Genomic DNA, 21,974 nt, shown 5'->3' with positions numbered 1-21,974 from the left:
CAGGTGCTGACCGCGAAGCCCGACGGCAGCGGCAACAACTGGGGCGTCACCGTGCAGCCCAACGGCAACTGGACCTGGCCGACCGTCTCCTGCACCACCGGCTGACCGCACGCCCGGACCGGGCTCGCGGCGGGGGACACCCGAGGTGCCGGATGCCCCCGCCGCGGCGCACGGCCGCCCCCGGCCCGCCTCGCAGCCCGGGCGCCGGCGCGCGACCATGGACCGGTCCGGCATCCAGACGGCGGGAGGCGCCCGTGACGCACGACGGAACGACCGACGTACTGATCGCGGGCGCCGGACCGGTCGGTCTGAGCGCGGCGGCCGAGCTGCGCCGGCACGGAGTGCGCTGCCGGCTCGTCGACCGGCTCCGGGCCCGCCTGCCGTACGCGAAGGCGGTCGGCGTCCAACCGCGCACCCTGGAGATCTGGGACCGCATGGGCCTGGCCCGGGCGGTCCTGGAGTGCGCCGCCCCGATGCGCGGCCAGCTGACCTACGTGAACGGCCGTGAGCGGGCGCGCATCGATCTCGCCCTGCCGCCCGAGGTGCCGTACGGCTTCGCCGCGCTGCCGCAGTACGAGACCGAGCGCCTCCTGGAGGAGTACGTCGCCGGCCTGGGCACGCACATCGAGCGGGGCACCGAACTGCTGTCGTTCGCGCAGGACCGGGACGGGATCACCGCCCGGCTGCGCACCGTCTCCGGCGCGGAGGAGGAACTGCGGGCCGGCTATCTCATCGGCTGCGACGGGGCGCACAGCGTCGTCCGCAAGGGGCTCGGACTGGCCTACGAGGGCGCGGCCTTCGCCGAGGAGTACATGCTGGCCGACGTGGAGACCGACTGGGAGATGCCCCACGGGTACGGCATCCGCTCCACCCACCGTGCCGCCGACGGCTCCACCGACGACCTGCTGGTCTGCATCCCGCTGCCCGGCCGCAACCGCTACCGCATGTCGATGCTGGTCCCGCCCGAGCTCTCGGCCGGCCGCGGGCCGGCGCGGGCGGACGGCGTCGAGCACGGTCCGGTCGAGCACGGTCCGAAGGAGGGCCGCGCCCCGGAGCTGTCCGACATCCAGGCCGTGGTCGACCGTCTCGCGCCGAAACCGGCCACCCTCTCGCGGCTGCGCTGGTCGTCCGTCTTCCGCATCAGCCACCGCATCGTCGACCGCTACGGCGACGGACGGGTCTTCGTCGCCGGCGACGCCGCCCACATCCATCCGCCCACCGGCGCCCAGGGCATGAACACCGGCATCCAGGACGCCTGCAACCTCGCCTGGAAGCTCGCCCGTGTCGTCAGGGGCGAGGCGGGGCCCGCCCTGCTCGCCACCTACGACGCCGAACGCCGCCCGGTCGGCGAGGAGGTCGTCGGCCGGACCGTGCGGCACTCCACGCAGGGCATCGAGAACGACCCCGACGACCCGCGGACCACGATGCTGCGCGAGGCCCAACTGCTGGTGACCTACCGGGACGGCCCGCTCGGCGCCGACCCGTACGGCCCCGGTGAGGGACCCCGGCCCGGTGACCGGGCACCGGACTGTGCGGGGCTGACCACACCGGTGGCCTGCTATCCGCTGCGCCTGCTCGACGTCCTGCGGGGCCGCACGGACCACGTGGTGCTCCTGTACGGCGCCGACGCGGCCGCACTCGCCGAGGCCGCCGGGAGGGCGGGCGCCGACGGCACCCCGGCCGGCCCGTCGCCGGTCGTCCTCCTCGCCCGCGAAGCCGCGTCGGTCGCCCCCGACACCCTGCCGGTGCCCGCGTACCGTGACACCGAGGGCGAGTTCGCCCGGCTCTACCACCCCGACGGCCCCACCGGCTTCGTCGTGCGCCCCGACGGTCAGCTCGGCGCCCGCTTCCCGCTCGCCGAGACCGGCACCGCGCTCTTTGCCCGGCTCGCGGCGCCGTCCGGCTCAGCCCTGTGAGCCGGACGGCTCCGGAGGCTCCCCCCAGGGCATCTCCAGCACGGCCCGCAGCTCCCGCACCGACCGGCCGCCGAGGCGCTCGGCCAGCGTGCGTTCGAGCGCGTCGAGGACGGCCGTCGCGCGGTCGTGCGCGCGCCGGCCCGCCGGGGTCCGGCGGATGAGCAGCTGCCGGGCCGAGGTGGGGTGGGGGACCTGCTCCAGCAGGCCCAGGGCGACCAGGGTGTGCACGGCCTTGTGCGCGGTCTGCCGGGTGACGCCCATCCGGCGGGCCAGCTCGGACACCGTCGTGCCCCGTTCGTCGAGGACCGCGAACAGTTGCAGCTGGGTCGACGACACCGGCTCGGCGCCGTCCGCTTCGAGGGCCGTCAGCAGGGCGTCGTCGAACCACCGACGGGCCTCGCCCAGCAGCTGCGGCAGGCTGCGGCGTCCGGCGTCCATGCGCTCCCCAGGGTCGGAAGAAGAAAAGATCAGCGAAGTCTTGCACGCTCCCGAACCATTATGTCAGCCTGGCTGACACCCAGCGTCGACGCGGTCGCCGCACGTCCGCACACGCCGGTGGCCGAGCCGCGCGACCGCCGACCGGCCGCCGCGTGACCGCCGGCCGCCGACCGCAGGCCGCCGCACCACCGAGGAGAGCCGTGACCATCGAGTACGCCACCCAGTACCGCCGTGCCTCGCAGATCCCGCCCGACCCGGGCAAGCCGTACTTCATCGAGCGGGGCATGGGCGACCGCGCCCTGCTGTTCACCGACCTGTTCACCGTCTACGCGGGCGGCGAGCAGACGGAGAACACGTTCAACTTCTTCACCTGCGAGGGCCCCAAGGGCGACACCATCCCGGCCCACCTGCACCCGGACACCTACGAGGTCTTCTTCGTCACGGACGGTGCGGTGCGGCTGTTCGTCGAGGACACCGCGGGCGAGCAGTACGAAAAGCTCCTGACCAGCGGCGACTTCGGCTTCGTCCCGAAGAACTGCCCCCATGCCTACCGCATCGAGCGCCACGGCAGCCGGATCGTCGGCGTCGCCGCCGGCCCCGGAGGCACGTTCGAGCGCTTCTTCGAGAACCTCGGCACGCCCGTCGAGGGCCCCGGTCTGCCCGCGTCGCCGTACGTCCCGGAACGGAGCAAGTTCGCCACCGTGCCCCAGCAGTACGACGTGCGGTTCCTGCCCGACCACCAGTGGCGCACCCCGTGACCGCGCGTTCCGACCTGCTCGCCGTCATCGCCGCCCCCCACCCGGACGGGGCCCCGCTGCCACCGGCCGCACACCTGGAGGGCGGGGTCCGCCTCCTGCGCGGCGTCCCTTACGCGGACGTGCCGGGGGCGCGGCCGCTCGAACTCGACCTGTGGCTTCCGGAGCACCGCCCCGGCGGGCCGTCCGTCCCGCTCGTGCTGTTCGTGCACGGCGGGGCCTGGCGCCGGGGGAGGCGCGAGGACATGGGACACCGGACGCGGGACTGGGATCCCGGCCCCTTCGCCCGGATCGCCGCCGCAGGACTGGCCGTCGCCTCCGTCGACTACCGGCTCAGCGGCGAGGCGGTCTTCCCCGCCCCCCTGGACGACCTGCGCGCCGCCCTGCGCTGGCTCGCCCTGCGCGCCCCCGAACTCGGCGTGGACGCCGACCGGACGGCCGTGTGGGGCGAATCGGCGGGCGGGCACCTCGCCGCCCTGCTCGCCCTGTCCGAAGGGGCGTCCCGGCTCAAGGGCGCCGTCGCCTGGTACGCGCCCAGCGACCTGACCCGGCAGGGCGCCGACACGCCGGAGGCGCTGCTCCTCGGAGCCGCCCCCGCCGACGTGCCGGAAGCGGCCCGCGAGGCGAGCCCCGTCGCCCGGGTCCGGCCCGGCGCGCCGCCGTTCCTGCTGGCCCACGGCGAGGACGACACCATGGTCGGCTGCGACCACAGCCGCGCCCTGGCCGCCCGGCTGGAGGAGGCGGGCGTCCCGGTCGACCTGTGGACGGTCCCCGGCGCCGACCACGTCTGGCACGGCCTGCCCGACGAGCGGGTCGAGGACCTCTTCGTCCGCACGCTGAACTGGGTCCGGACGGTGACCCGGTAGGGCCCCGGCGCGGGACCGCGCCCACGGGTCCCCGGGGCAGCCGGCCGTGTCCGACCTCTTGACCTGGTCCGAACGGCCGGTTTAGCGTTCCCGCGTCGATCATGATTGAAACGATTCAATCATGAGTTGTTCTCCCGGACTCGAGGCGCACCATGGATGAAGGCATGACGCAGAGCGGCGGCATACCCCGGCGGGCGGCCCTGGCCGCGGGACTGGCGGCGGGGGCCGGGGCGACGGTCCTCGGCGCCCTGCCCGGCGTGGCGGCCGCCGCTCCCGCGACCGCGGCCCCCGCGACCGAAGCCGCGGGGACCGCGGTCGCGGAGGCCGGCCCCGGTGCCGACTGGTTCGCGAAGCCCCCGCGGTCCGTGCGCCCCAAGTTCCGCTGGTGGTGGCCGGACGGACTGGTCGACCCCGACGAGATCGCCCGCGAGATCGACCAGATCGCGGACGCCGGCTTCGGCGGCATGGAGATCGCCGCCGTCCACCACAGCATCAAGGACAAGTCCGTCCTGGACACAGCCCGGCACGGCTGGGGCGGCGGAGCCTGGCGGGACGGTGTCGAGGCGGCCCTGAGCAGAGCCGCCAGACGCGGCGTCACCATCGACCTGACCCTGGGCCCCAGTTGGCCCGTCGCGGTCCCCGGCGTCACTCCCGACGACGAGGCGGCCGCGCAGGAACTCGCCCACGGCCGGGTCGCCGTGGCCGGCGGAGCGGTGTACGAGGGCCCGGTGCCCCCGCCCGTCCACGCGCCCGCCTCCGGCGTCACCCGGCAGCGGCTCCTCGCCGTGCAGGCGGCCCGCGTCGACACCGCCAACTCCACCCGCAAGGAGACCGGCCTCGACCCCGCCGGCGTCCGCGACCTGACCTCACTGGTCACCGACGGCACCCTGTCCTGGACGGCGCCGGGGGACGGCGACTGGGTGCTGATCTCCTACTGGCGGCGCGGCTCGGGACAGCAGCCCGAGTCCGGGCCGCACTCCGCGCCCGCGGCCCACGTCGTCGACCACTTCAGCGCCGCGGGCACGGCGGCCGTCACCGGCCACTGGGAGCGCGAGATCCTCACGCCCCGGCTGCGCAAACTGCTGGAGGCCGCGGGCGGCGCCTTCTTCGAGGACTCCGTGGAACTGGAGACCGACGCACTGTGCTGGACCTCCGCGCTGCCGGAGGCCTTCGAGAAGCGCACGGGACGGCCGCTCCTGCCGTACCTGCCGGCGGTCGTGCTCGACAACGGCAACCAGGTCTTCGCGTTCGAGGCCCAGCTCACCCGGCAGATCCGGCACGACTTCTGGGCGACCGTGTCCGACCTGTTCAACCGGCACCACGTCCGCGCCCTGCGGGACTGGGCGCACTCCCTCGGCATGGAACTGCGCGCACAGCCCTACGGCCTGCAGACCGACGCCATCGCCTCGGCCGCCCTGCTCGACATCGCCGAGGGCGAGTCCCTCGGCTTCAAGAACCTCGACGACTACCGCTGCCTGGCCGGCGGCCGGGACATGGCCGGGCACACCGTCCTGTCCTGCGAGGCGGGCGCCTACAACGGATCCGCGTACAGCACGACCTGGGACCGCTTCCTGCGCACCATGGGCGGCGCCTACGCGGCGGGCGTCAACCAGACGGTCCTGCACGGCTTCTCGTACGCCACCGCACCCCAGGTGAGCTGGCCCGGCTTCGCCGCGTTCAGCCCGTACAACGGCACCTCCGGCTACGGCGAGTCCTGGGGGCCGCGGCAGCCGACCTGGCGGCACGTGGCCGACATCGCCGGCTACCTCGGCCGGGTGCACCGGGTGCTCCAGTCGGGCACCGTCCGGGCCGACGTGGCGATCCTGCGGCAGACCGGCTACACCGCGACCGGCATCGGCGCCTCCTGGTTCACCGCGACGGGCGTCCCGCTCGGCTGGACCCACCAGTTCCTCAGCGGCCCGCTGCTCGACCTGCCCTCCGCCACCGTGCGCGACGGCCGCCTGGCGCCCGACGGCCCGGCGTACAAGGCCCTCTTCGTCGAGGGCGACTTCTTCTACGGCTCCACGCCCACCCTCGCCCTCGACGACGCCCGCAAGGTGCTCGCCCTCGCCGGGGCCGGGCTGCCGGTGGTCCTGCTCGGCGCCTTCGACCAGGCACTGACGCCGGGCGTGCCCGCGGACGGCGAGACCGACCGGCTGCGGGACGTCCTCGCCGAACTGCTCGCCCTGCCGAACGTCGCCCGCGTCACCGACAAGGCGCTCGTCGGCGACGCCCTGAACCGGCTCGGCGTCACACCGGACGTCCGCCACAGCACCCCCTCCACCCTCCTCAACGCCCACCGGGCGACCCCCGGGGCGGACTTCTACTACCTCTGCAACGGCAAGCACGCGGAGACCGTGAAGCCGGCCGTCGCGGCGATCGACCACGAGGTGACGCTGCGCCGCACCGGGTCCGGCAACGCGGTGCCCTACCTCCTGGACCCCTGGTCGGGCGAGGCCGTCCGGCTCGCCCGGTACACCCGGGACGGCGAGGACTTCACCCTGCGGATCACCCTCCAGCCGGGGGAGACGGTCGTCGTCGCGCTGGGCCGGCCGGGACTCTTCGGGGACCGCCACGGCTCCCGCCCGCACGTCGTCACCACCGATGCCGACGAGGCCCTGTTCACCGACGAGGGACTCGTCGTCCGGGCGGGCGCACCCGGTACGTACACGACCCGGCCGGACCGGGGGCGGCCGGTCACCACGACGGTCCGCGCCGTCCCCGCGGTGATCACCCCGGGCCCGTGGCGGCTGGACGTCGAGGACTGGCGGCCCGGCACCGGTGCGACCCGCACCGAACGCGTCGAGGTCACCGTGAGGCTGGACGCGCTGCTGCCCTGGTCACGCATCCCCGAACTGGCGGACAGCGCGGGGATCGGCCGCTACCGCACCACCCTGGACCTGCCCGCCGACTGGACCGCCTCCCACGGCGCCCGTCTCGAGCTGGGCCAGGTCAGCGACACGTGCAGGGTGAGCGTCAACGGCGTACGCCTCGGTCCGGTGGACCGGCTGAACCCCGTCGTCGACCTCGGCACCGACCTGTTGCGGCCCGGTGCCAACGTCGTCGAGGTGGAGGTGGCGACCCCGTTGATCAACCGTCTCCGGGTGGCGCAGCCCGCCGTGTTCGGCGGCGTCGCCCGCCAGGACCACGGCCTGGTCGGACCGGTGCGCCTGGTGCCGTACGTGCAGGCGCGCGTGTCCTGATCCCCGGGGTCGCCGAGGCGTCCGCGGGGGGCGGACCCGGGACGGCGGGCTTCGGCTCCGTCGTCCCGGCGTCCCGTGTCCCGGTCTCCCGGGCGGGGAGTCGGCCTGATGTCTCCCCGCCCGTGTCCCCCCGCGGTCGTCACCTGCCCGGTGGTCTCCGTCCGGTCGTCTCCCGTCAGTCCGTACGGACCAGGTGGACGGCCGTGCTCGACCAGTCGCCCCGCGGCAGGTCGAGGTGGAGGCCGTACTCGGCGAGGACGGTGGCGTGGTGCACGGTGCCGGTTCGGGTGTCCCGGTAGCGGGCGCCGGGCGTGAGCGCCGGCAGGCGCACGGGGAGGCGCGGGCTGCCGTGCCGGGGCCCGCGCTGCCAGGCCAGCACGAGCAGTTCGGCGGCGTCCTCGGCGACGTACTGCACCACCGTCGGACGGTCGCCGAGCGGCTCGGACAGCCGGTACAGCGCACCGTGCTGCACGAGGTGGCGCACCTTCTTGTACTCGGCCACCAGCGTCGCGCCCTCGGCCAGCTCCTCCTCCGACCAGTGGGTGAGGTCGCCGCCGATGCCCAGCAGCCCGGCCATGGCGGAGTGGAAGCGGAACCGCAACGGCACCGTGCGGCCGGTGACCTGGTTCGGCACGTCGGTCACCCAGGCGGACATCGTGCGGGCGGGGTAGACCTGGCCGAAGCCGTGCTGGATGACCAGGCGGTCGACGGCGTCGGTGTTGTCCGACGCCCAGGCCTGGTCGGTGCGCGCGAGGATACCGAGGTCGACGCGCCCGCCGCCCCCGCTGCACGTCTCGATCCGCAGCCCCGGATGGTCGGCGCGCAACCGGTCCAGGACGCCGTACAGGTTGGTGACGTACGCGCTCCACAGCCGGTCGCCGTCCGGGGCGGCGCCGGGCCAGCCCGCCTCGCTGAAGGCGCGGTTCATGTCCCACTTCAGGAAGTCGACGGCGTGGTCGCCGACCAGCCGGGTCAGCCACCCGTACGCCCAGTCGGCCACGTCGTCGCGGGCGAAGTTGAGGACGAGCTGGTTGCGCAGCTCGCTGCGGACCCGGCCGGGGATGTGCAGGACCCAGTCGGGGTGTTCGCGGTACAGGTCGCTGTCGGGGTTGACCATCTCCGGCTCCACCCAGATGCCGAACCGCATGCCGAGCCCGTGCACGGCGTCGGACAGCGGGCCGAGGCCGTCGGGGAAGCGGTCGGGCGCCGGCGTCCAGTCGCCGAGACCGGCGCGGTCGCTGCGGCGCGAGCCGAACCAGCCGTCGTCGACGACGTACAGCTCGACGCCCAGTGCGGCGGCCCGTTCGGCGAGGGCCTTCTGGCTCGCCTCGTCGACGTCGAAGCCGGTGGCCTCCCACGAGTTGTAGAGCACCGGCGCGGTCTCCCGGCCGCGCGGCAGGACGTGCGCGAGCGTGTACGCGTGCCAGGCACGGCTCGCGGCGCCGAACCCGCCGTCGGTGCACAGGCCGGCGAACACGGGGGTGGCGTGCTCCTCGCCGGGAGCCAGCGGCAGGCTCGTGCCCTCGTGACCGGCGCCGCCGCTCCAGCCGGCCCGCCCGTCGGGTGTGCGCTGCACGGTGACGCGCCAGGTTCCGGACCAGGCGAGGGCGGCGCTCCACACCCGTCCGTGGTCCTCGCCGGCGTCGCCCGCGTCGAGCATCACCCACGGGTTGGCGTGGTGGCTGGTGATGCCGCGCCTGCTGGTCAGCACGGTCTCGCCGTACGGGAGGGTGTCCCGGCGCAGCTGGCTCTCGGCGGACCACTGCCCGGTGACGTGGCTGAGCCGGTAGTCGGGCAGCACGGGCAGCGTCCAGGCGGCGGAGTCGGCCCGCAGGAGCTCGACGCGCCGGTCCCCGGCGTTGCGCAGCACGGTCCGGCGTTCGATGACGTCGGTGTCCTCGCGCACCCGGTAGTGGAGGGCCACGTGCAGGGGGTAGAGGCGGTCGCGGAACTCCAGGACGAGTTCGGCGCTGCCGGGCGCGGGCTCGTGCACCCGGTGCCCGACGGGCTCCCACTCGAAGGCGCGGGAGCCGTCGGAGTGGCGGACCTGGAGGGAGGGCGGGCCGAAGCGGGTGCCCCCGTCGACGGGGAGCTCCTCGCCCACCGCCGGCCGCCCCTCGAAGCTGTCGCCCGCCGGCCCGGCGGGGGGCAGGAGCCCCTCCGCCTCCGGAAGGGTCAGCCGCGGCCCCCACGCCAGATGGCAGGGGGCGCCCGTCTCGTCGATCCGCAGGGCGTACGAGGTCCGCGGGGTGGTCAGCAGCCAGATCCCGGTGTCCGGGGAGAAGGAGATCATCGGTGTCGGGCCTCACGTGGATGAACGGACGAAGGAGGGGCGAAGTGGCGCGAAGCCGAGCGTGACCTTCGATCACATGACAGGACTCCGCCCTCATCGCGGCTTGCAAAGGAGATCACAGGTCCTGTCGGCCGTTCAAGGGTTGGCGGGTTCTTTCATTGACAGCGGAAAATAAGGGACCTAGGTTCCCGGCCATGTCCTCGCCCACCGACGCCGAGAAGTTCCCCGCCGCCACCCCGGCCGCCTCACACGTCTTCACCACCGTCCTCTCCCGCGGCCCCCTGACCCGGGGGGAGGTGGCCCGGCGGGCCGGTCTGTCCCCGGCCGCGGTCACCAAGGCCGTCCGCCCCCTGATCGAGTCGGGCTATCTGGTGGAGGACACGGACGCGGGGGCCCGTCCGGCGCTCGGACGGCCCGCCGGCCTGGTGCGCGTCGACGGTGGCCGCGCGCTGTTCATCGGCGTGAAGCTGACCGGTGACGAGATCATCGGCGTGCTCACCGACCTGTGCTGCCGCAGCCTCGTCGACCGTCGCGTACCGCTGGCCGACCGCGCCCCCGGGGCGGTCCTCGACGCGACCGCGGACCTCGTGCGGGAACTGCTCACCGAGGCGGAGGGCTACGGCGTCCGGGTGGCCGGCCTGGGCGTCGCCGTCTCCGGTGACGTCGACCGCGCCGAGGGCGTGGTGCGGTACTCGCCGTTCCTGGAGTGGCGCGAGGTCCCGCTGGCCGAACTCGCCGCCGCCGTCACCGGGTTGCCGGTGACCGTCGACAACGACGTACGGGCCCTCACCGTCGCCGAGCAGTGGTTCGGTGCCGGTGTGGGCCTGTCGGACTTCGCGGTGGTCACCGTCGGCGCGGGCATCGGGTGCGGCCTGGTCGTGCACGGCCGGGTGGTCGCGGGAGCGCACGGCGTGGCCGGCGAGATCGGCCATGTGACCGTCGACCCGGACGGGCCGCCCTGCCACTGCGGCAACCGCGGCTGCGTGGAGGCCGTCGCCGCGGACGCGGCGATCCTCGCCCGCATCCGCGAGACGGGCGGAACCGGGGTCGCGGACACCGCCGAGGCCGTGGACCGGGCCCGGCACGGGGACGCCGGGGCGCGCGAGGCGTACGCCAGGGCCGGGAACGCCATCGGCCGCGGCATCGCCACCGTCGCCAACCTGCTCGGACCCTCCCGCGTGATCATCTCCGGCGAGGGCCTGGCCGCCTACGACCTGTTCGCCGAGCACATCCGTGAGGCGTTCGCGGCCGCCGCGTTCGGCTCGGCCGCGCGGTGCGACGTACAGACCAGGCCGCTGCCCTTCGAGGAGTGGGCGCGCGGGGCCGCGGCCACGGCGATCCAGTCCTTCATCGACGCACCTGTTTGACGGACGATCAGCAGGAAATTGCGAAAATTGCCGTAAAAGACCCAACTGGCGCGAAGTCGGTCGAGGTCGATCGCGGGGCGGAGTGCACGGCCGAAGGACGGGTACCCGGGGCTGCGTGATATCTCCGACCTCCCGCATCCCCGCGACAGGGGAGCGCGTGTCCGTACACCCCCGGCCCCCGGTAGCGGAACGCCCCCGCGAGGGGCGGGTGCTGGCGGGCCGTTACCGGCTGGGCTCCCTGGTCGGGCGGGGCGGCGCCGCCGACGTCCACGCGGGCTTCGACCTCCGGCTCAGGCGGCGGGTCGCGGTCAAGGTGTTCCGGGGCGGTGCGGAACAGTCGGAGAAGAGTTTCACCGACGAGGCCGTCCTGCTCGCCGGACTCCAGCACCCCGGCCTCGTCACCGTCTACGACTCCGGCCGGGACGGGGAGCTGCCCTTCCTGGTCATGCAGTTCCTCGAGGGACCGACACTGCGCGCACGCATAGGGGCCGGAGCCCTGCCCCCGGCCACCGTTCGCGAGCTCGGCGCGGCCCTCGCCGAAGCGCTCGCGTACGTGCACGCCGCGGGCGTGGTGCACCGCGACGTCAAACCGTCCAACATCCTCCTGGACACCGCCGGCGCGCCCCACCTGTCCGACTTCGGCATCTCACGCCCGGCCGACGGCACCGGGCAGACGGCCCCCGACGTACTGGAGGGCACCGCGGCCTACCTGGCACCCGAACAGGTCCTGTCCCGTCAGGCCGGGCCCGCCGCCGACGTCTACGCCCTCGGCCTGACCCTGCTGGAGTGCGTCAAGGGCGAGCTGGAGTACCCCGGCGCGCCGCTGCAGGCGGCGATCGCCCGGCTGCACCGTCCGCCGGTCCTGCCCCGTTTCCTCGACGACGAACTGACCGGCCTGCTGGCGGCCATGACGGCCGAGGACCCGGAAGCCCGCCCCGGCGCCGCCTCGTGCGCCCGTGCGCTGGCCGCCATGAGCACACGGGACGCCCCCGCCACCGGCGCGGCCGTGACGTCCGGCGTCGGGGGAGCCTTCTTCGCCCGCGCCGACGAGTCCCGCGCCGCCGCGGGCCGGACGGCGACCCCCGCCGCTTCCCGGCGGCCGGGCGGGCGCGCCCTGGCGGTGGCGGGCGCCGCGCTGGCCGCCGTGCTCGGCGTCACCCTGACCGGGTCGATCGGAGCGGCGCCCGACGACGGCACCCCGCGCGCGAAGGACGCCGGCACCGGCGCGCCGCCCGCCACCGGACCGGTGAACCCGCCCGCGACCGCCCCGGACACGCCGGCCGGCCCGGCCTCCGACGCCCCTTCCGCAGCCGCGGACGAGACCGTGCCCGCGACCCCCGCGGCCCGTACCCCGTCGGCCGGGCGGGACGGCGAGGCCGACGGCCGTGAGCAGGAAACCCAGGCGGCCGGCGGCCCTCGGACGCGTGGCAAGCCCGACAAGACCCAGGCGCCGGCCGCGGCGGCCAAGGGCCAGGAACAGGCCAGGGGCAAGCAGAACCGAGCCGCGAAACAGTGACGGTCGGCCGGCCCTTTACCGGCTGGCCCTTTACCGGCCGGCCCTTTACCGGTCGGCCCTCCACCGGCCGGCGCCGACGGCGGGGCGGGGTGGTGAGGGAGCCGGGGTGGAGCGGCGGGTGGTGACGGGGCGGGAGGACTGGGTGGAGCGGCCGGTGATGGCGGACCGCCGGACTGCCGGACCGCCGTCGGTCAGCGGCGGGGGTGCGTCGGCGCCGCCCGTACCGCCCGCACCCCGACACCGTCTCCGCCTCGACCCCGCCCCGTCGGCCGGTGTACTGCACATGGCAGTCCCGGGCGTCCCCCGAAGCCGCTAAACCCTCCTGCCTCCGGCATCCCTTCGTGCGCCATGGGCAAGGCCTCGCGTCATCCGTCCCTGACCCGAGGAGACACTCCGCATGGTTGCCAGACCCCTCGCCGGCAGACGCCGCGCCGCCCTGACCGCCGTCAGCACCCTCGTCCTGGCGGCCGTTCCGGTGGTCGCGGCCGCCGGGCCGTCGCACTCCGCACGGCCCGGATCCGCCGCCGCAGCCCGCACACCCGGTGTGGAGGAGCCCCCGCGGGAGGTGCTGAGCGCTCTCCGGCGCGACCTGCGCCTGACGCCCGAGCAGGCCACCGCACGCCTGGCCAACGAGGCGGAGGCGGGCCCCCGCGCCGGCCGGCTCCACAACGCGCTGGGCGCGCGCTTCGCCGGGGCGTGGGTGACCGGCCGGACCTCCGACGCCCTCACGGTCGCCACCACCGACGCGGCCGACGTACCCGCGATCCGCGCCGAGGGCGCGCGGGCCGCCGTCGTCACCACCCCCCTCAGCGGCCTGCTCTCCCTCAAGAACACCCTCGACGAGGCGGCCGGCCGGTTCCGGACCGCGCAGACGCCCGTCTGGTACGTCGACGTCAGGGCGAACCGGGTCGTGGTCCAGGCGACCAGCCGGGCGGCCGCGAACGCCTTCATCGAGGCGGCCGGTGCCCAGGGCAAGGGCATCGGCATCCGGGTGGCGGCAGAGCGCCCGCGCCTGATGGCGGACATCGTCGGCGGCGACGCCTACTACATCGACGACACCGCCCGCTGTTCCGTGGGCTTCTCCGTCACCAGGGCGGAGCAGCAGGGCTTCGCCACGGCGGGTCACTGCGGCAGGGCCGGGGCCACGACGACGGGTTCCGACGGGACCGACCAGGGGTCGTTCCAGGCGTCCGTCTTCCCGGGTGAGGACATGGCCTGGGTGGGCGTGAACGCCGACTGGACCGCCACCCCCGACGTGGAAGGGGAGGGAGGCGCGAGGGTCCAGGTCTCCGGCTCGGTCCGGGCGCTCGTGGGCGCGTCGGTGTGCCGTTCCGGCTCGACCAGCGGCTGGCACTGCGGCACGGTCGAGCAGCACGACGCGAGCGTCACCTATGCCGAGGGAACCGTCGACGGCCTGACCCGCACGACGGTGTGCGCCGAACCCGGCGACTCCGGCGGGCCGTTCCTGGCCGGAACCCAGGCCCAGGGCGTCACCTCGGGCGGCTCGGGGGACTGCACGCGCGGCGGCACCACGTTCTTCCAGCCGGTCAACCCCCTCCTGAGCCGGTACGGGCTGACCCTGAAGACCGCGGGCGAGGCCGTGACGCCCGCTCCGCAGCCGGGCGCCTCCACCGACACCTGGGCCCCCGGCCGGGTCTACGAGGTGGGGGAGACCGTCTCCTTCGGCGGTGTCGACTACCGGTGCCTCCAGAACCACCAGGCGCAGGGCACGGGATCGCCGGAGGCCGCCCCGGCCCTGTGGCAGCGCTCCTGACCGCCGGCTCGCGCCGGGTCCGGCGGCGGAACGGATCCCGCCGCCGGACCCGCCCGTCCCATTCCGGGCGTCATTCCCGCGCGAGGAGTGCGTAGGCGGTGACCGCCCAGGCGGTGGGTGGGTGAGCGATGCAGGGCCCGCCCGGCGACAGGTGCGTCGGATCGGCGCCGGACAGCGGTCCGACGATCCGTCACCTAGACGGTCCGGGCGAGGAGAAGGGCGACGTCGTCGTGGTCCTCGGGGTGGCGCAGGCCGTGCAGGAGCAGGTCGCAGGTCTCCTCCAGGGGACGCCCCGGCTCGTCGAGGAAGCCGAGCAGCGCGTCGAGACGGTCGTCGATGGAGTGGTGACGGGTCTCCACGAGGCCGTCCGTGTAGAGGACCAGCATGTCGCCGGGGACCAGGTCGGTCGTGGTCGTCTCGAAGGGCACGCCGCCGACGCCGAGCGGGGCCCCGGTGGGCAGGTCGAGCAGCCGGGGCTCATGACCGGGGCCGGCCAGCGCGGGCGGCATGTGGCCGGCGTTGGCGATCCGGCACCGGCCCGTACGGGGGTCGTAGACGGCGTAGAGGCAGGTGACGATGTAGTGCTCCAGGCCGCGGGTGATCTTGTCGAGGTGCTGGAGCACCGAGCCGGGGTCGAGTTCGAGATCCGCGTACGCACACGTGGCGGTGCGCAGCCGTCCCATGGTGGCGGCCGCGTCGATGCCGTTGCCCATCACGTCTCCGACGACCAGCGCCGTCTTGCCGTCGGTGAGGGGGATGACGTCGTACCAGTCGCCGCCCACCTCGCTGGTGGCCTGGGCGGGCTGGTAGCGCGAGGCCAGCTCCAGACCGGGGTGCCGGGGCGGATGGTCGGGCAGCAGGCTGCGCTGGAGGGTCAGGGCGGTGTTGCGCACGCTCTGGAACCAGCGCGCGTTGTCGATGGCCACGGCGGCGCGGCCCGCCAGTTCGGCGGCGAGGATGACGTCGTCCTCGTCGAACGGGAGCGGATTGCGGGTGCGCTTCAGGTCCAGGGCGCCGAGCACCTCGCCGTGGGCGATCAGCGGAACGGCCAGGTACGAGTGCACCCCGGCCCGGGCCAGGAGCGCGCAGGCCTCGGCGCTGCGGGCGATGCGCGGCAGATCGCGCTCGCCCACGTGCCGTACCAGGACCGGCCGGCCGCTGTGCACGCACAGGGTGACCAGACGGTCGCCCTCGTACGTGGTGAGGTCGCCCGGCGGGTCGGCGGCGCGCTCCGCCACGGTGGGGTGGGAGGCCTTGAGCGCGAGGGCGCGGAAGAGCTCGGGCCCGTCGTCCGGCCGGCGTCTGCGGCGGCAGGCCAGCGCCGAGTCGAGGATGTCGACGGCGACCACGTCGGCGAGTTGCGGCGTGGCGACCTCGGCGAGTTCCCGGGCGGTCCGCTCCACCTCCAGCGTGGTGCCCACACGCGTGGACGCGTCGGCGATGAGCGCCAGGCGCCTGCGGGCCCGGTCGGCCTCGGCGGCCGCACGGTGGCGTTCGGTGACGTCGACCAGCGAGAGGGCCGCGCCGAGAACCTTGCCGCCCGGATCCTCCAGCCGGTAGAAGGACAGCGACCACGCGTGTTCATGGTCCGGGTCGGTGGGCGGCCGGCCCACGTGGAACTGGTCGAGCAGCGGGGTGCCGGTGGCGATCACCTGGCGCAGCGCCGACTCGACGGTGTCGACGTCGGGCAGGGGCAGCGCCTCCCGCAGCCGACGCGCGACGTGGTCCCCGGCGGGAATGCCGTCGATGCGCTCCAACGCCGGGTTGACGAGCAGGTACCGCAGTTCGGTGTCGACGAGGGCCAGACCGATCGGGGACTGGTCGATGAGCCGCTCGCACAGCGCGAGGTCCGTCTCGACGCGCTGGAGAAGCTGGTGGTCGGCCACGATGCCCAGGGCGTAGACGTCCCCCAGGTCGTCCTGCAGCCGGATGTTGCGGAACTCCACCAGACGGCTGCTGCCGTCCTTGTGCCGGACGGGGAACGCGCCCGCCCAGCCACGGCCGGTCTCCAGCACCTCCGCGAACAGCCGTACGACGGCCTGCAGGTGCTCGGGGTCGATGAACAGCCGCGCCGCGTACGCGCCCAGGGCCTCCGCCGCGGTGTAGCCGAACAGCTCCTCGGCCTGCGGCGTCCAGAAGACGATGCGTCCCTCGGTGTCGAGGACCACCGCCGCCACGCTCAGCATGTCCAGCAGGCCAGTGGTGCGGGGCGGCTCGAGACCGTACGGGGCGTTGTCGGACCGGAAGGAATCGGACGTCATCCCTGAGCCTCCTCCACCGGCCGGCGGAACGGGGCGGCGACGGCCGGTACCGCCGCACACCCGGATCGCGGGCACCGGCCCTTCCATGCTCCCTCCGCACGGCGGATCCCGGAAGCCGGGCCGCCGTCGGCACCGGCCGGCCCGGCCGGTGCCGTGCGCATCGGCCGGACTAGCAGGACCATGGTCGTGAAGAGGATGGCAGCCATGGAATCTGCTCGAGGCACTCCCGACGGTCCGCCGCCCGACGGACCCGGACACTTCCCCGGCGGGCCGACGCCCGACGGCCCCCAAGACATGCCCGGCGGCCTGCTGCGCGGTGAGTCCGGGGATGTTTCCGGTGGCCCGCCGCCCACCGGGCCGGGCCGGAGCCCTGGTGGGCCGGTGGAGGTCCCCGGTGGGCCGGCGTTCGGTGAGCCGTGCGGGGGCCAGGGTGGGGTGGCGCCCCATGAGCCCGAAGACATGCCCGGCGGCCTGCTGCGCGGTGGGTCCGGGGATGTTTCCGGTGGCCCGCCGCCCGCCGGGCCGGGCCGGAGCCCTGGTGGGCCTGCACCTGGTCGCGCCGACGGCGGTCCCGGTGTGTCGGCGGCCGGTGAGCCCGATGGTCTTCCCGGTGTGTCGGCGGCCGGTGGGCCCGGCGGTGTTCCCGGCGGGCCGCCGGCCGGGGGATCCGGTGAGTCGGCGGCCGGCGGAGCCGGCGGGGTTCTCGACGCGTCCACCGACGCGGCGGCCGTCGTCACCGTCGGCGGCATCGTCATGGGCTGGACCCGGGCCGCCGAAGCGCTGCTCGGCCGCCCGGCGGACGAGGTGGTCGGCGGCTCCGCCGCACCTCTGGTGGCGATGTCCGCGGACCCGGCGCGGGTGGCCGCCGTCGCCGAGCGCTGCCGCGCCGGAATGGGGTGGAACGGACACATCTCCGTACGCCACCGCGACGGCCGGCCCCTGGACGTCGACCTGCGCGTCTCCGCGTCCTTCCGCCTGGGCGACGACGAGTGCTTCCTGCTCTCGGCCCGTGAGCGGCGGACGCGGTGGGCGGTCGGCCAGTCCGTCCTCGACGGGTTCCTGACCCGCTCACCGATCGGCATGGCGGTGATGGACCTGGACCTGCGGTACGTGTGGCTGAACGACACCCTGGAGCGCTTCGGCGGCGTCCCCCGCGAGCAGCGGCTGGGACACCGGCTGAGCGAGTTGCTGCCCGGCCTCCAGGCGGAGACGCTCGAAGGCCTGATGCGCAAGGTCCTGGAGACGGGCGCCCCGGTCACCGACTACGAGTACGTGGGATGGAGCTGGGCCGACCCGCACCGGCAGCACGCCTACTCGACCTCGTTCTTCCCGCTGGTGGACGTCCACGACGTGGTCACCGGGGTCTGCTACATGGTCCTGGACGTCACCGAGCGGTGGAACGCGCGCCGCCTGCTGTCGATGGTCAACGAGGCCGGAACCTGCGTCGGCACCACCCTGAACGTGATGCGGACGGCCCAGGAACTCGCCGACTTCGCCGTTCCGGGCTTCGCCGACTTCGTCATCGTCGATCTTCTGGAGCCGGTCCTCAGCACCGAGGGGCACGGCGCGTGGCTGACCGACGCGGGCCCGGCGCCCGCCAGGCCGGTGATGCGCCGCGCCGCGCTGAGGTCGGTGCGCGAGGGCTGCCCGGAGGCGGTGGCGCAGATCGGCGACCGTGTGGGCTTCCTCCCGCCCCCGCACGGGATGCATCTGCTCATGACGGGGGACGTGGTCCTCATCCCGGTCCTCGATCCCTCCGAGGGCCTGTGGGTGGCGGAGGAGCCCGCGCGCGCGGAGCGGATCCGGGAGTTCGGACTGCACTCGCTGATCTCCGTGCCGATGAGGGCGCGGAACACCGTCCTGGGGGTCACCACGTTCATCCGCTCGCTCAACCCGGTCTCCTTCCAGTCCGACGACGTGCTGCTGGCCCGGGAACTGGTCGCGCGGGCGGCCCTGTGCGTCGACAACGCGCGGCGCTACACGCGGGAACACACGGCCGCCGTCACCCTGCAGCGCAGCCTGCTGCCGGACGTCCTGACCGGAGGTTCGGCGCTGGAGGTCGCCTCCAGCTATCTGCCGGCCGACCCGACGGACGGCGTGGGCGGCGACTGGTTCGACGTCATCCCGCTCTCCGGGGCCCGCGTGGGCCTGGTGGTCGGGGACGTGGTGGGGCACGGCATCACCGCCGCGGCGACGATGGGCCGGCTGCGCACCGCGGTGCAGACCCTCGCCGACATGGAGATGCCCCCGGACGAACTGCTGGCCCACCTGGACGACCTCGTGCTCCGGCTGAGCGCGGAGGGCAGCGACGACGAGGCGGCCCGCACGACGGCGGACACCTTCCTCGGCGCGACGTGTCTCTACGCCGTCTACGATCCCGTCAGCCGGCGGTGCTCGATCGCCCGGGCCGGGCATCCGCCGCCCGTCGTGGTATCGCCCGACGGGCGGGTGACCTTCCCGGAGGTTCCCGCCGGGCCCCCGCTCGGGCTCGGCGGCATGGGCTTCGAGACCACCGAGATCGAACTCGCCGAGAACAGCCTCCTGGGCCTCTACACCGACGGCCTCATCGAGGGGGCCGACCGCGACATGGAACGGGGCATGGCCCGGCTCGGCGAACTGCTGGCCCACCCGGACGGCGACCTCGACACGCTGTGCTCGACGGCGGTACGGCACCTCGTGCCCGCGCCCCGGCCCGACGACGTCGCCCTGCTCCTGGTCCGCACCCGCGCCCTGGACGCCGACGACGTCGTGTCCTGGGAGGTCCCCGTGGACCCGGCCGCCGTAGCCGACGCACGGACCCGCGCGATCCGCCAGGTGGAGGCGTGGGGGCTGGGGGACCTGGCGATGACGACCGAACTCGTCGTGAGCGAGCTGGTCACCAACGCGATCCGGCACGCCGTCCCCCCCATCCGGCTCCGCCTGCTCCGCGACGCCCGGCTGACCTGCGAGGTATGCGACGCCAGCAGTACGGCCCCCCGGCTCCGGCACGCCCGCAGCACGGACGAGGGGGGCCGGGGCCTGTTCCTCGTCGCCCAGCTCGCGCATCGCTGGGGGGCGCGCTACACGCCCGGCGGCAAGATCATCTGGGCCGAGCAGGAGATCCCGGTGCCCCCGTAGACGGGGGCACCGGGAGGTTCACGCGTCGGGGTTCACGCACAGCCCCAGGCGTTCATGCCCTGCATCGCCGCGAGTCGGCGGGCGACGGCGATCTGCGACCTCCTGCTCGCCAGGTCGGCTCGCGGCGCGTGTCTGAGTCCGCCCGCGGCGACCCAGCTGCGCTGCGAGAACTGCAGGCCGCCGTAGTAGCCGTTCCCGGTGTTGGCCCGCCAGTTGCCGCCGGACTCACAGCGGGCGATGGCGTCCCAGTCGGCCTTCGCGGGGATGTTCGGGGCCGCCCCGGCGGCGGGGGCCGTGACGGTCAGGAGGGCGGCGACGGGCAGGCCGAGCCACAGGGCGGGGCGGGCCGACCGCAGTGGTCCGCGCGCATGACGGCGCGTCAGGTGTTTCTGAAGTGAAAACATGACAAGTGACATTAAGTGTATGAATTCGCCGCCGCCCGCCGTCACGCCCGCGCGCGGCCCTTTGTGCGGCCTTCCGGGTGACGGACCGTCATTCCACCCCGCCTCCGGCGATCAGCCCTCGCCGCCCGCGGACCGGGCCGTCGCTCCTCGCCGCCTGCGGACCGGGCCGTGGTCCCCGGGGGCGCCGCTGCCCGCCCCGGCGGCATCACCGTCGGGGACGCGTCCGGCCTCGCCGTCATCCCCGCCGTGACGCGCTGCGCGGGCGTCGAACCGGGCCGTGTCGTCCTGGTGACCCGCGCCGACGGCGGTGGCCCGGTCGCGGCGTCCGGCGGGGCCGCCCGTGCCCGTCTCGCGAGGCCTCCCGTGCCCGTCTCGCGGGGACCTCCTGCCCCGGCGTCCGGCCGCTCCGCGCCGCCCGCGGGCGGTCCCCCGGAGGGGCTCCCGCCGGTCGGGGGAGGGCGGCGGAAGCTCTCCCCTCGCACCCGTCTACGATGTCCTGGCCCCTGCCCGACCGGCGTGGGAGCGAGTCGGCGTCCGGTGACCCGGTCCGACTCGGTGGACAGGGGTCGACACCGGCGTCGAACCGCCTCGTCGACCGTGCCTGTCCGCCGGCCCAACTGGCCCTGTCGTGGCCGCCGTCTGCCGAAAGTGACGTCCCTTCGTGTTCCAGGAAACGCCGATCTTCCATCGTCTCGTCGCCGAGCGGGGCGACATCCCGACCCAGGTGAGGGGCGAGGCCGAGCGGATCCAGCGCGATCTCGCCTCGGTCATCCCGTCCCCGTCCGCCGCCGGCAACCTGCCCGCGCAGCACTTCCTCGCCGTGCGGGGCCGCCCCGAGTGAACCGCTCCCGCCGGTCGTGACACCAGACCGGTTGACGGGACGCGCAGACCTCGCACCCGTGCCGAGCAGCCGCTTCGTTTCACGGCCGGACGACGTCTGAGAGCACTTCGTCCCTTTGCGCGAGAGGTGAGGAGCCGTGAGGACGGCGCGTCAGGACGCCCCACAGCCATCCATCCGGCCACCCTCACCTCTTGGCGAAGAGCCGTGCCGCATCCCCTTGCGCAGGTCGCGGCCACGGCCGGCCGCCGCACTCACCGTCCTGCCGCAGACCCCGGCGGCCAGACACGCCGCGATCGCCCACCCGCCCGGGACGCAGGCCCGCGACCGCGCGCACCACTACGCCGACCGGCGCCCCACCACCACCACCGTCGTCGACGACTGCGACGCCACCGTGAGCGTGACCGGCGACCGCGCCGACGGCCAGTGGGCCCCGCGCCGCACCTGCGCACCGCACGGCACCGCCACCTCCGCCGGACACGGCTTCGGCGAGAATCGCGTCATCGGTCCCAGCACCCGCCCGCCGGAGACCGTCCGGCCGCACCCGCGCCGCCCGACCGGTCCGCGGCGCGCCCCCGGCCCCGCTCGCCGGCCCCGCACCCACCGCTGAGCGGGTGAGCGACCGTGCGGACCAGCTGCACCGTCCACGGCGGCGGCTCCCGGCGGACACGCGGCGGCGGCCGGAAGTCGCCGTGTGTGCGTCGCGGGTATCGGGTACTCGGCCCGCGATCTGTTCGACGTTCGCGGAAGGGACGGCCCTGATGACGGTGCCGGAAGAGAACCGGAAGAAGACCGACACGACCGACGAGCCGATCGACGCGGGCGCCGGCTCCGGGGGTTCCTCCCGTCCGGGCACGGCGTCCGGCCGCACGATGCGCGAGGCGATGGAGGAGGCCGGTGTCCGCTCCGAGGACCACCGCGCCTCCGGCGGGCCGAAGGCGGCGTAGCGCCGAGCCCGCCCGGTGCGTCCAGCCGCGGCGCGCGCCCCTTCCGGCGATCCGTTCCGGTTCTGCCCGGGTCCCGCTGCCGTCGGTCACCCGGCTGGTGGACGAGCCACTGCGGCGGACTCCCCGCCGTGCCAGATTGATGCACGGAACCACCTTTTCGTAGGCCTTTGTGCGCCTTGGACGCCGTGGTCCCCATGGCCCGCCGCCACCCGCGAGCAGGTGGAGGCGGACGTCGTACGCCCTCCGCTGCCGTCGGCAGCCGGACCGCCACGCGGCCCC

The 21,974-nt window shown here is 74.8% G+C and carries 15 protein-coding genes and 1 pseudogene; 12 read left to right on the top strand and 4 right to left on the bottom strand.

The window, feature by feature from the left end; translation table 11 throughout:
- Positions 1–105: pseudogene (locus ACGFQC_RS27935) on the top strand (1,4-beta-xylanase); the annotation flags it as partial.
- Positions 106–254: 149 nt separating this feature from the next.
- Positions 255–1,916 carry an FAD-dependent monooxygenase gene (locus tag ACGFQC_RS27930; RefSeq protein ID WP_363089632.1) on the top strand — a complete coding sequence of 554 codons (1,662 nt, stop codon included), beginning with the start codon at positions 255–257 and terminating at the stop codon, positions 1,914–1,916.
- Here the strand turns inward: ACGFQC_RS27930 and ACGFQC_RS27925 are convergent.
- On the bottom strand, positions 1,905–2,354 hold the full coding sequence (locus ACGFQC_RS27925; RefSeq protein WP_363089631.1) for a MarR family winged helix-turn-helix transcriptional regulator: 450 nt from the start codon (positions 2,352–2,354) through the stop codon (positions 1,905–1,907). The two genes, ACGFQC_RS27930 and ACGFQC_RS27925, sit on opposite strands and share 12 nt — an antisense overlap.
- A 200-nt stretch (positions 2,355–2,554) precedes the next feature.
- On the opposite strand from ACGFQC_RS27925, the gene ACGFQC_RS27920 reads away from it, so the two are divergent.
- The 3 genes from ACGFQC_RS27920 to ACGFQC_RS27910 all read left to right on the top strand — a co-directional run bounded on the left by ACGFQC_RS27920 (position 2,555) and on the right by ACGFQC_RS27910 (position 7,178).
- Positions 2,555–3,112, top strand: coding sequence for a quercetin 2,3-dioxygenase (locus tag ACGFQC_RS27920; protein ID WP_363089630.1), 558 nt, complete (start codon positions 2,555–2,557; stop codon positions 3,110–3,112).
- Positions 3,109–3,975 (top strand): alpha/beta hydrolase, encoded by an 867-nt coding sequence (locus ACGFQC_RS27915; protein WP_363089629.1) that lies wholly within the window; start codon positions 3,109–3,111, stop codon positions 3,973–3,975. Before ACGFQC_RS27920 ends, ACGFQC_RS27915 begins: the two co-directional genes overlap by 4 nt.
- A gap of 152 nt (positions 3,976–4,127) precedes the next feature.
- Positions 4,128–7,178, top strand: a complete 3,051-nt coding sequence (locus ACGFQC_RS27910) for a glycosyl hydrolase (RefSeq protein WP_363089628.1) — start codon at positions 4,128–4,130, stop codon at positions 7,176–7,178.
- A gap of 175 nt (positions 7,179–7,353) precedes the next feature.
- Here ACGFQC_RS27910 and ACGFQC_RS27905 read toward each other — a convergent pair whose 3' ends face one another.
- Positions 7,354–9,471: an alpha-galactosidase gene (locus ACGFQC_RS27905; RefSeq protein ID WP_363089627.1), complete on the bottom strand. Its 2,118-nt coding sequence runs from the start codon at positions 9,469–9,471 to the stop codon at positions 7,354–7,356.
- Between the two features lie 194 nt (positions 9,472–9,665).
- Between ACGFQC_RS27905 and ACGFQC_RS27900 the strand changes: the two genes are divergently transcribed.
- The 3 genes from ACGFQC_RS27900 to ACGFQC_RS27890 all read left to right on the top strand — a co-directional run bounded on the left by ACGFQC_RS27900 (position 9,666) and on the right by ACGFQC_RS27890 (position 14,128).
- Complete coding sequence (locus ACGFQC_RS27900; RefSeq protein WP_363089626.1) at positions 9,666–10,838, top strand: ROK family transcriptional regulator; 1,173 nt, start codon at positions 9,666–9,668, stop codon at positions 10,836–10,838.
- A 157-nt stretch (positions 10,839–10,995) separates the two neighbouring features.
- Positions 10,996–12,354, top strand: coding sequence for a protein kinase (locus tag ACGFQC_RS27895; protein WP_363089625.1), 1,359 nt, complete (start codon positions 10,996–10,998; stop codon positions 12,352–12,354).
- Between the two features lie 397 nt (positions 12,355–12,751).
- Entirely contained in the window at positions 12,752–14,128 is a 1,377-nt protein-coding gene (locus ACGFQC_RS27890; protein ID WP_363089624.1) for a trypsin-like serine protease, read from the top strand.
- 194 nt (positions 14,129–14,322) lie between these two features.
- Here ACGFQC_RS27890 and ACGFQC_RS27885 read toward each other — a convergent pair whose 3' ends face one another.
- Positions 14,323–16,389 carry a SpoIIE family protein phosphatase gene (locus ACGFQC_RS27885; RefSeq protein ID WP_363089623.1) on the bottom strand — a complete coding sequence of 689 codons (2,067 nt, stop codon included), beginning with the start codon at positions 16,387–16,389 and terminating at the stop codon, positions 14,323–14,325.
- A 612-nt stretch (positions 16,390–17,001) separates the two neighbouring features.
- On the opposite strand from ACGFQC_RS27885, the gene ACGFQC_RS27880 reads away from it, so the two are divergent.
- Positions 17,002–19,506, top strand: a complete 2,505-nt coding sequence (locus ACGFQC_RS27880) for a SpoIIE family protein phosphatase (RefSeq protein WP_363089622.1) — start codon at positions 17,002–17,004, stop codon at positions 19,504–19,506.
- A 32-nt stretch (positions 19,507–19,538) separates the two neighbouring features.
- Here the strand turns inward: ACGFQC_RS27880 and ACGFQC_RS27875 are convergent, their stop codons facing one another.
- Positions 19,539–19,910: a transglycosylase family protein gene (locus ACGFQC_RS27875; RefSeq protein ID WP_363089621.1), complete on the bottom strand. Its 372-nt coding sequence runs from the start codon at positions 19,908–19,910 to the stop codon at positions 19,539–19,541.
- Between the two features lie 661 nt (positions 19,911–20,571).
- Between ACGFQC_RS27875 and ACGFQC_RS27870 the strand changes: the two genes are divergently transcribed.
- From ACGFQC_RS27870 to ACGFQC_RS27860, 3 genes are all read left to right on the top strand, one after another.
- Positions 20,572–20,751 (top strand): hypothetical protein, encoded by a 180-nt coding sequence (locus tag ACGFQC_RS27870; protein WP_363089620.1) that lies wholly within the window; start codon positions 20,572–20,574, stop codon positions 20,749–20,751.
- A gap of 217 nt (positions 20,752–20,968) precedes the next feature.
- Positions 20,969–21,358 carry a hypothetical protein gene (locus ACGFQC_RS27865; RefSeq protein ID WP_363089619.1) on the top strand — a complete coding sequence of 130 codons (390 nt, stop codon included), beginning with the start codon at positions 20,969–20,971 and terminating at the stop codon, positions 21,356–21,358.
- A 151-nt stretch (positions 21,359–21,509) separates the two neighbouring features.
- Positions 21,510–21,695 carry a hypothetical protein gene (locus tag ACGFQC_RS27860; protein ID WP_363089618.1) on the top strand — a complete coding sequence of 62 codons (186 nt, stop codon included), beginning with the start codon at positions 21,510–21,512 and terminating at the stop codon, positions 21,693–21,695.
- Positions 21,696–21,974 lie beyond the last annotated feature (279 nt).

Source organism: Streptomyces sp. NPDC048734, from assembly GCF_043198675.1.
Lineage (GTDB): Bacteria > Actinomycetota > Actinomycetes > Streptomycetales > Streptomycetaceae > Streptomyces.
Note: the sequence above shows the minus strand (reverse complement) of the source record. Positions and strands in the feature narration are given on the sequence as shown.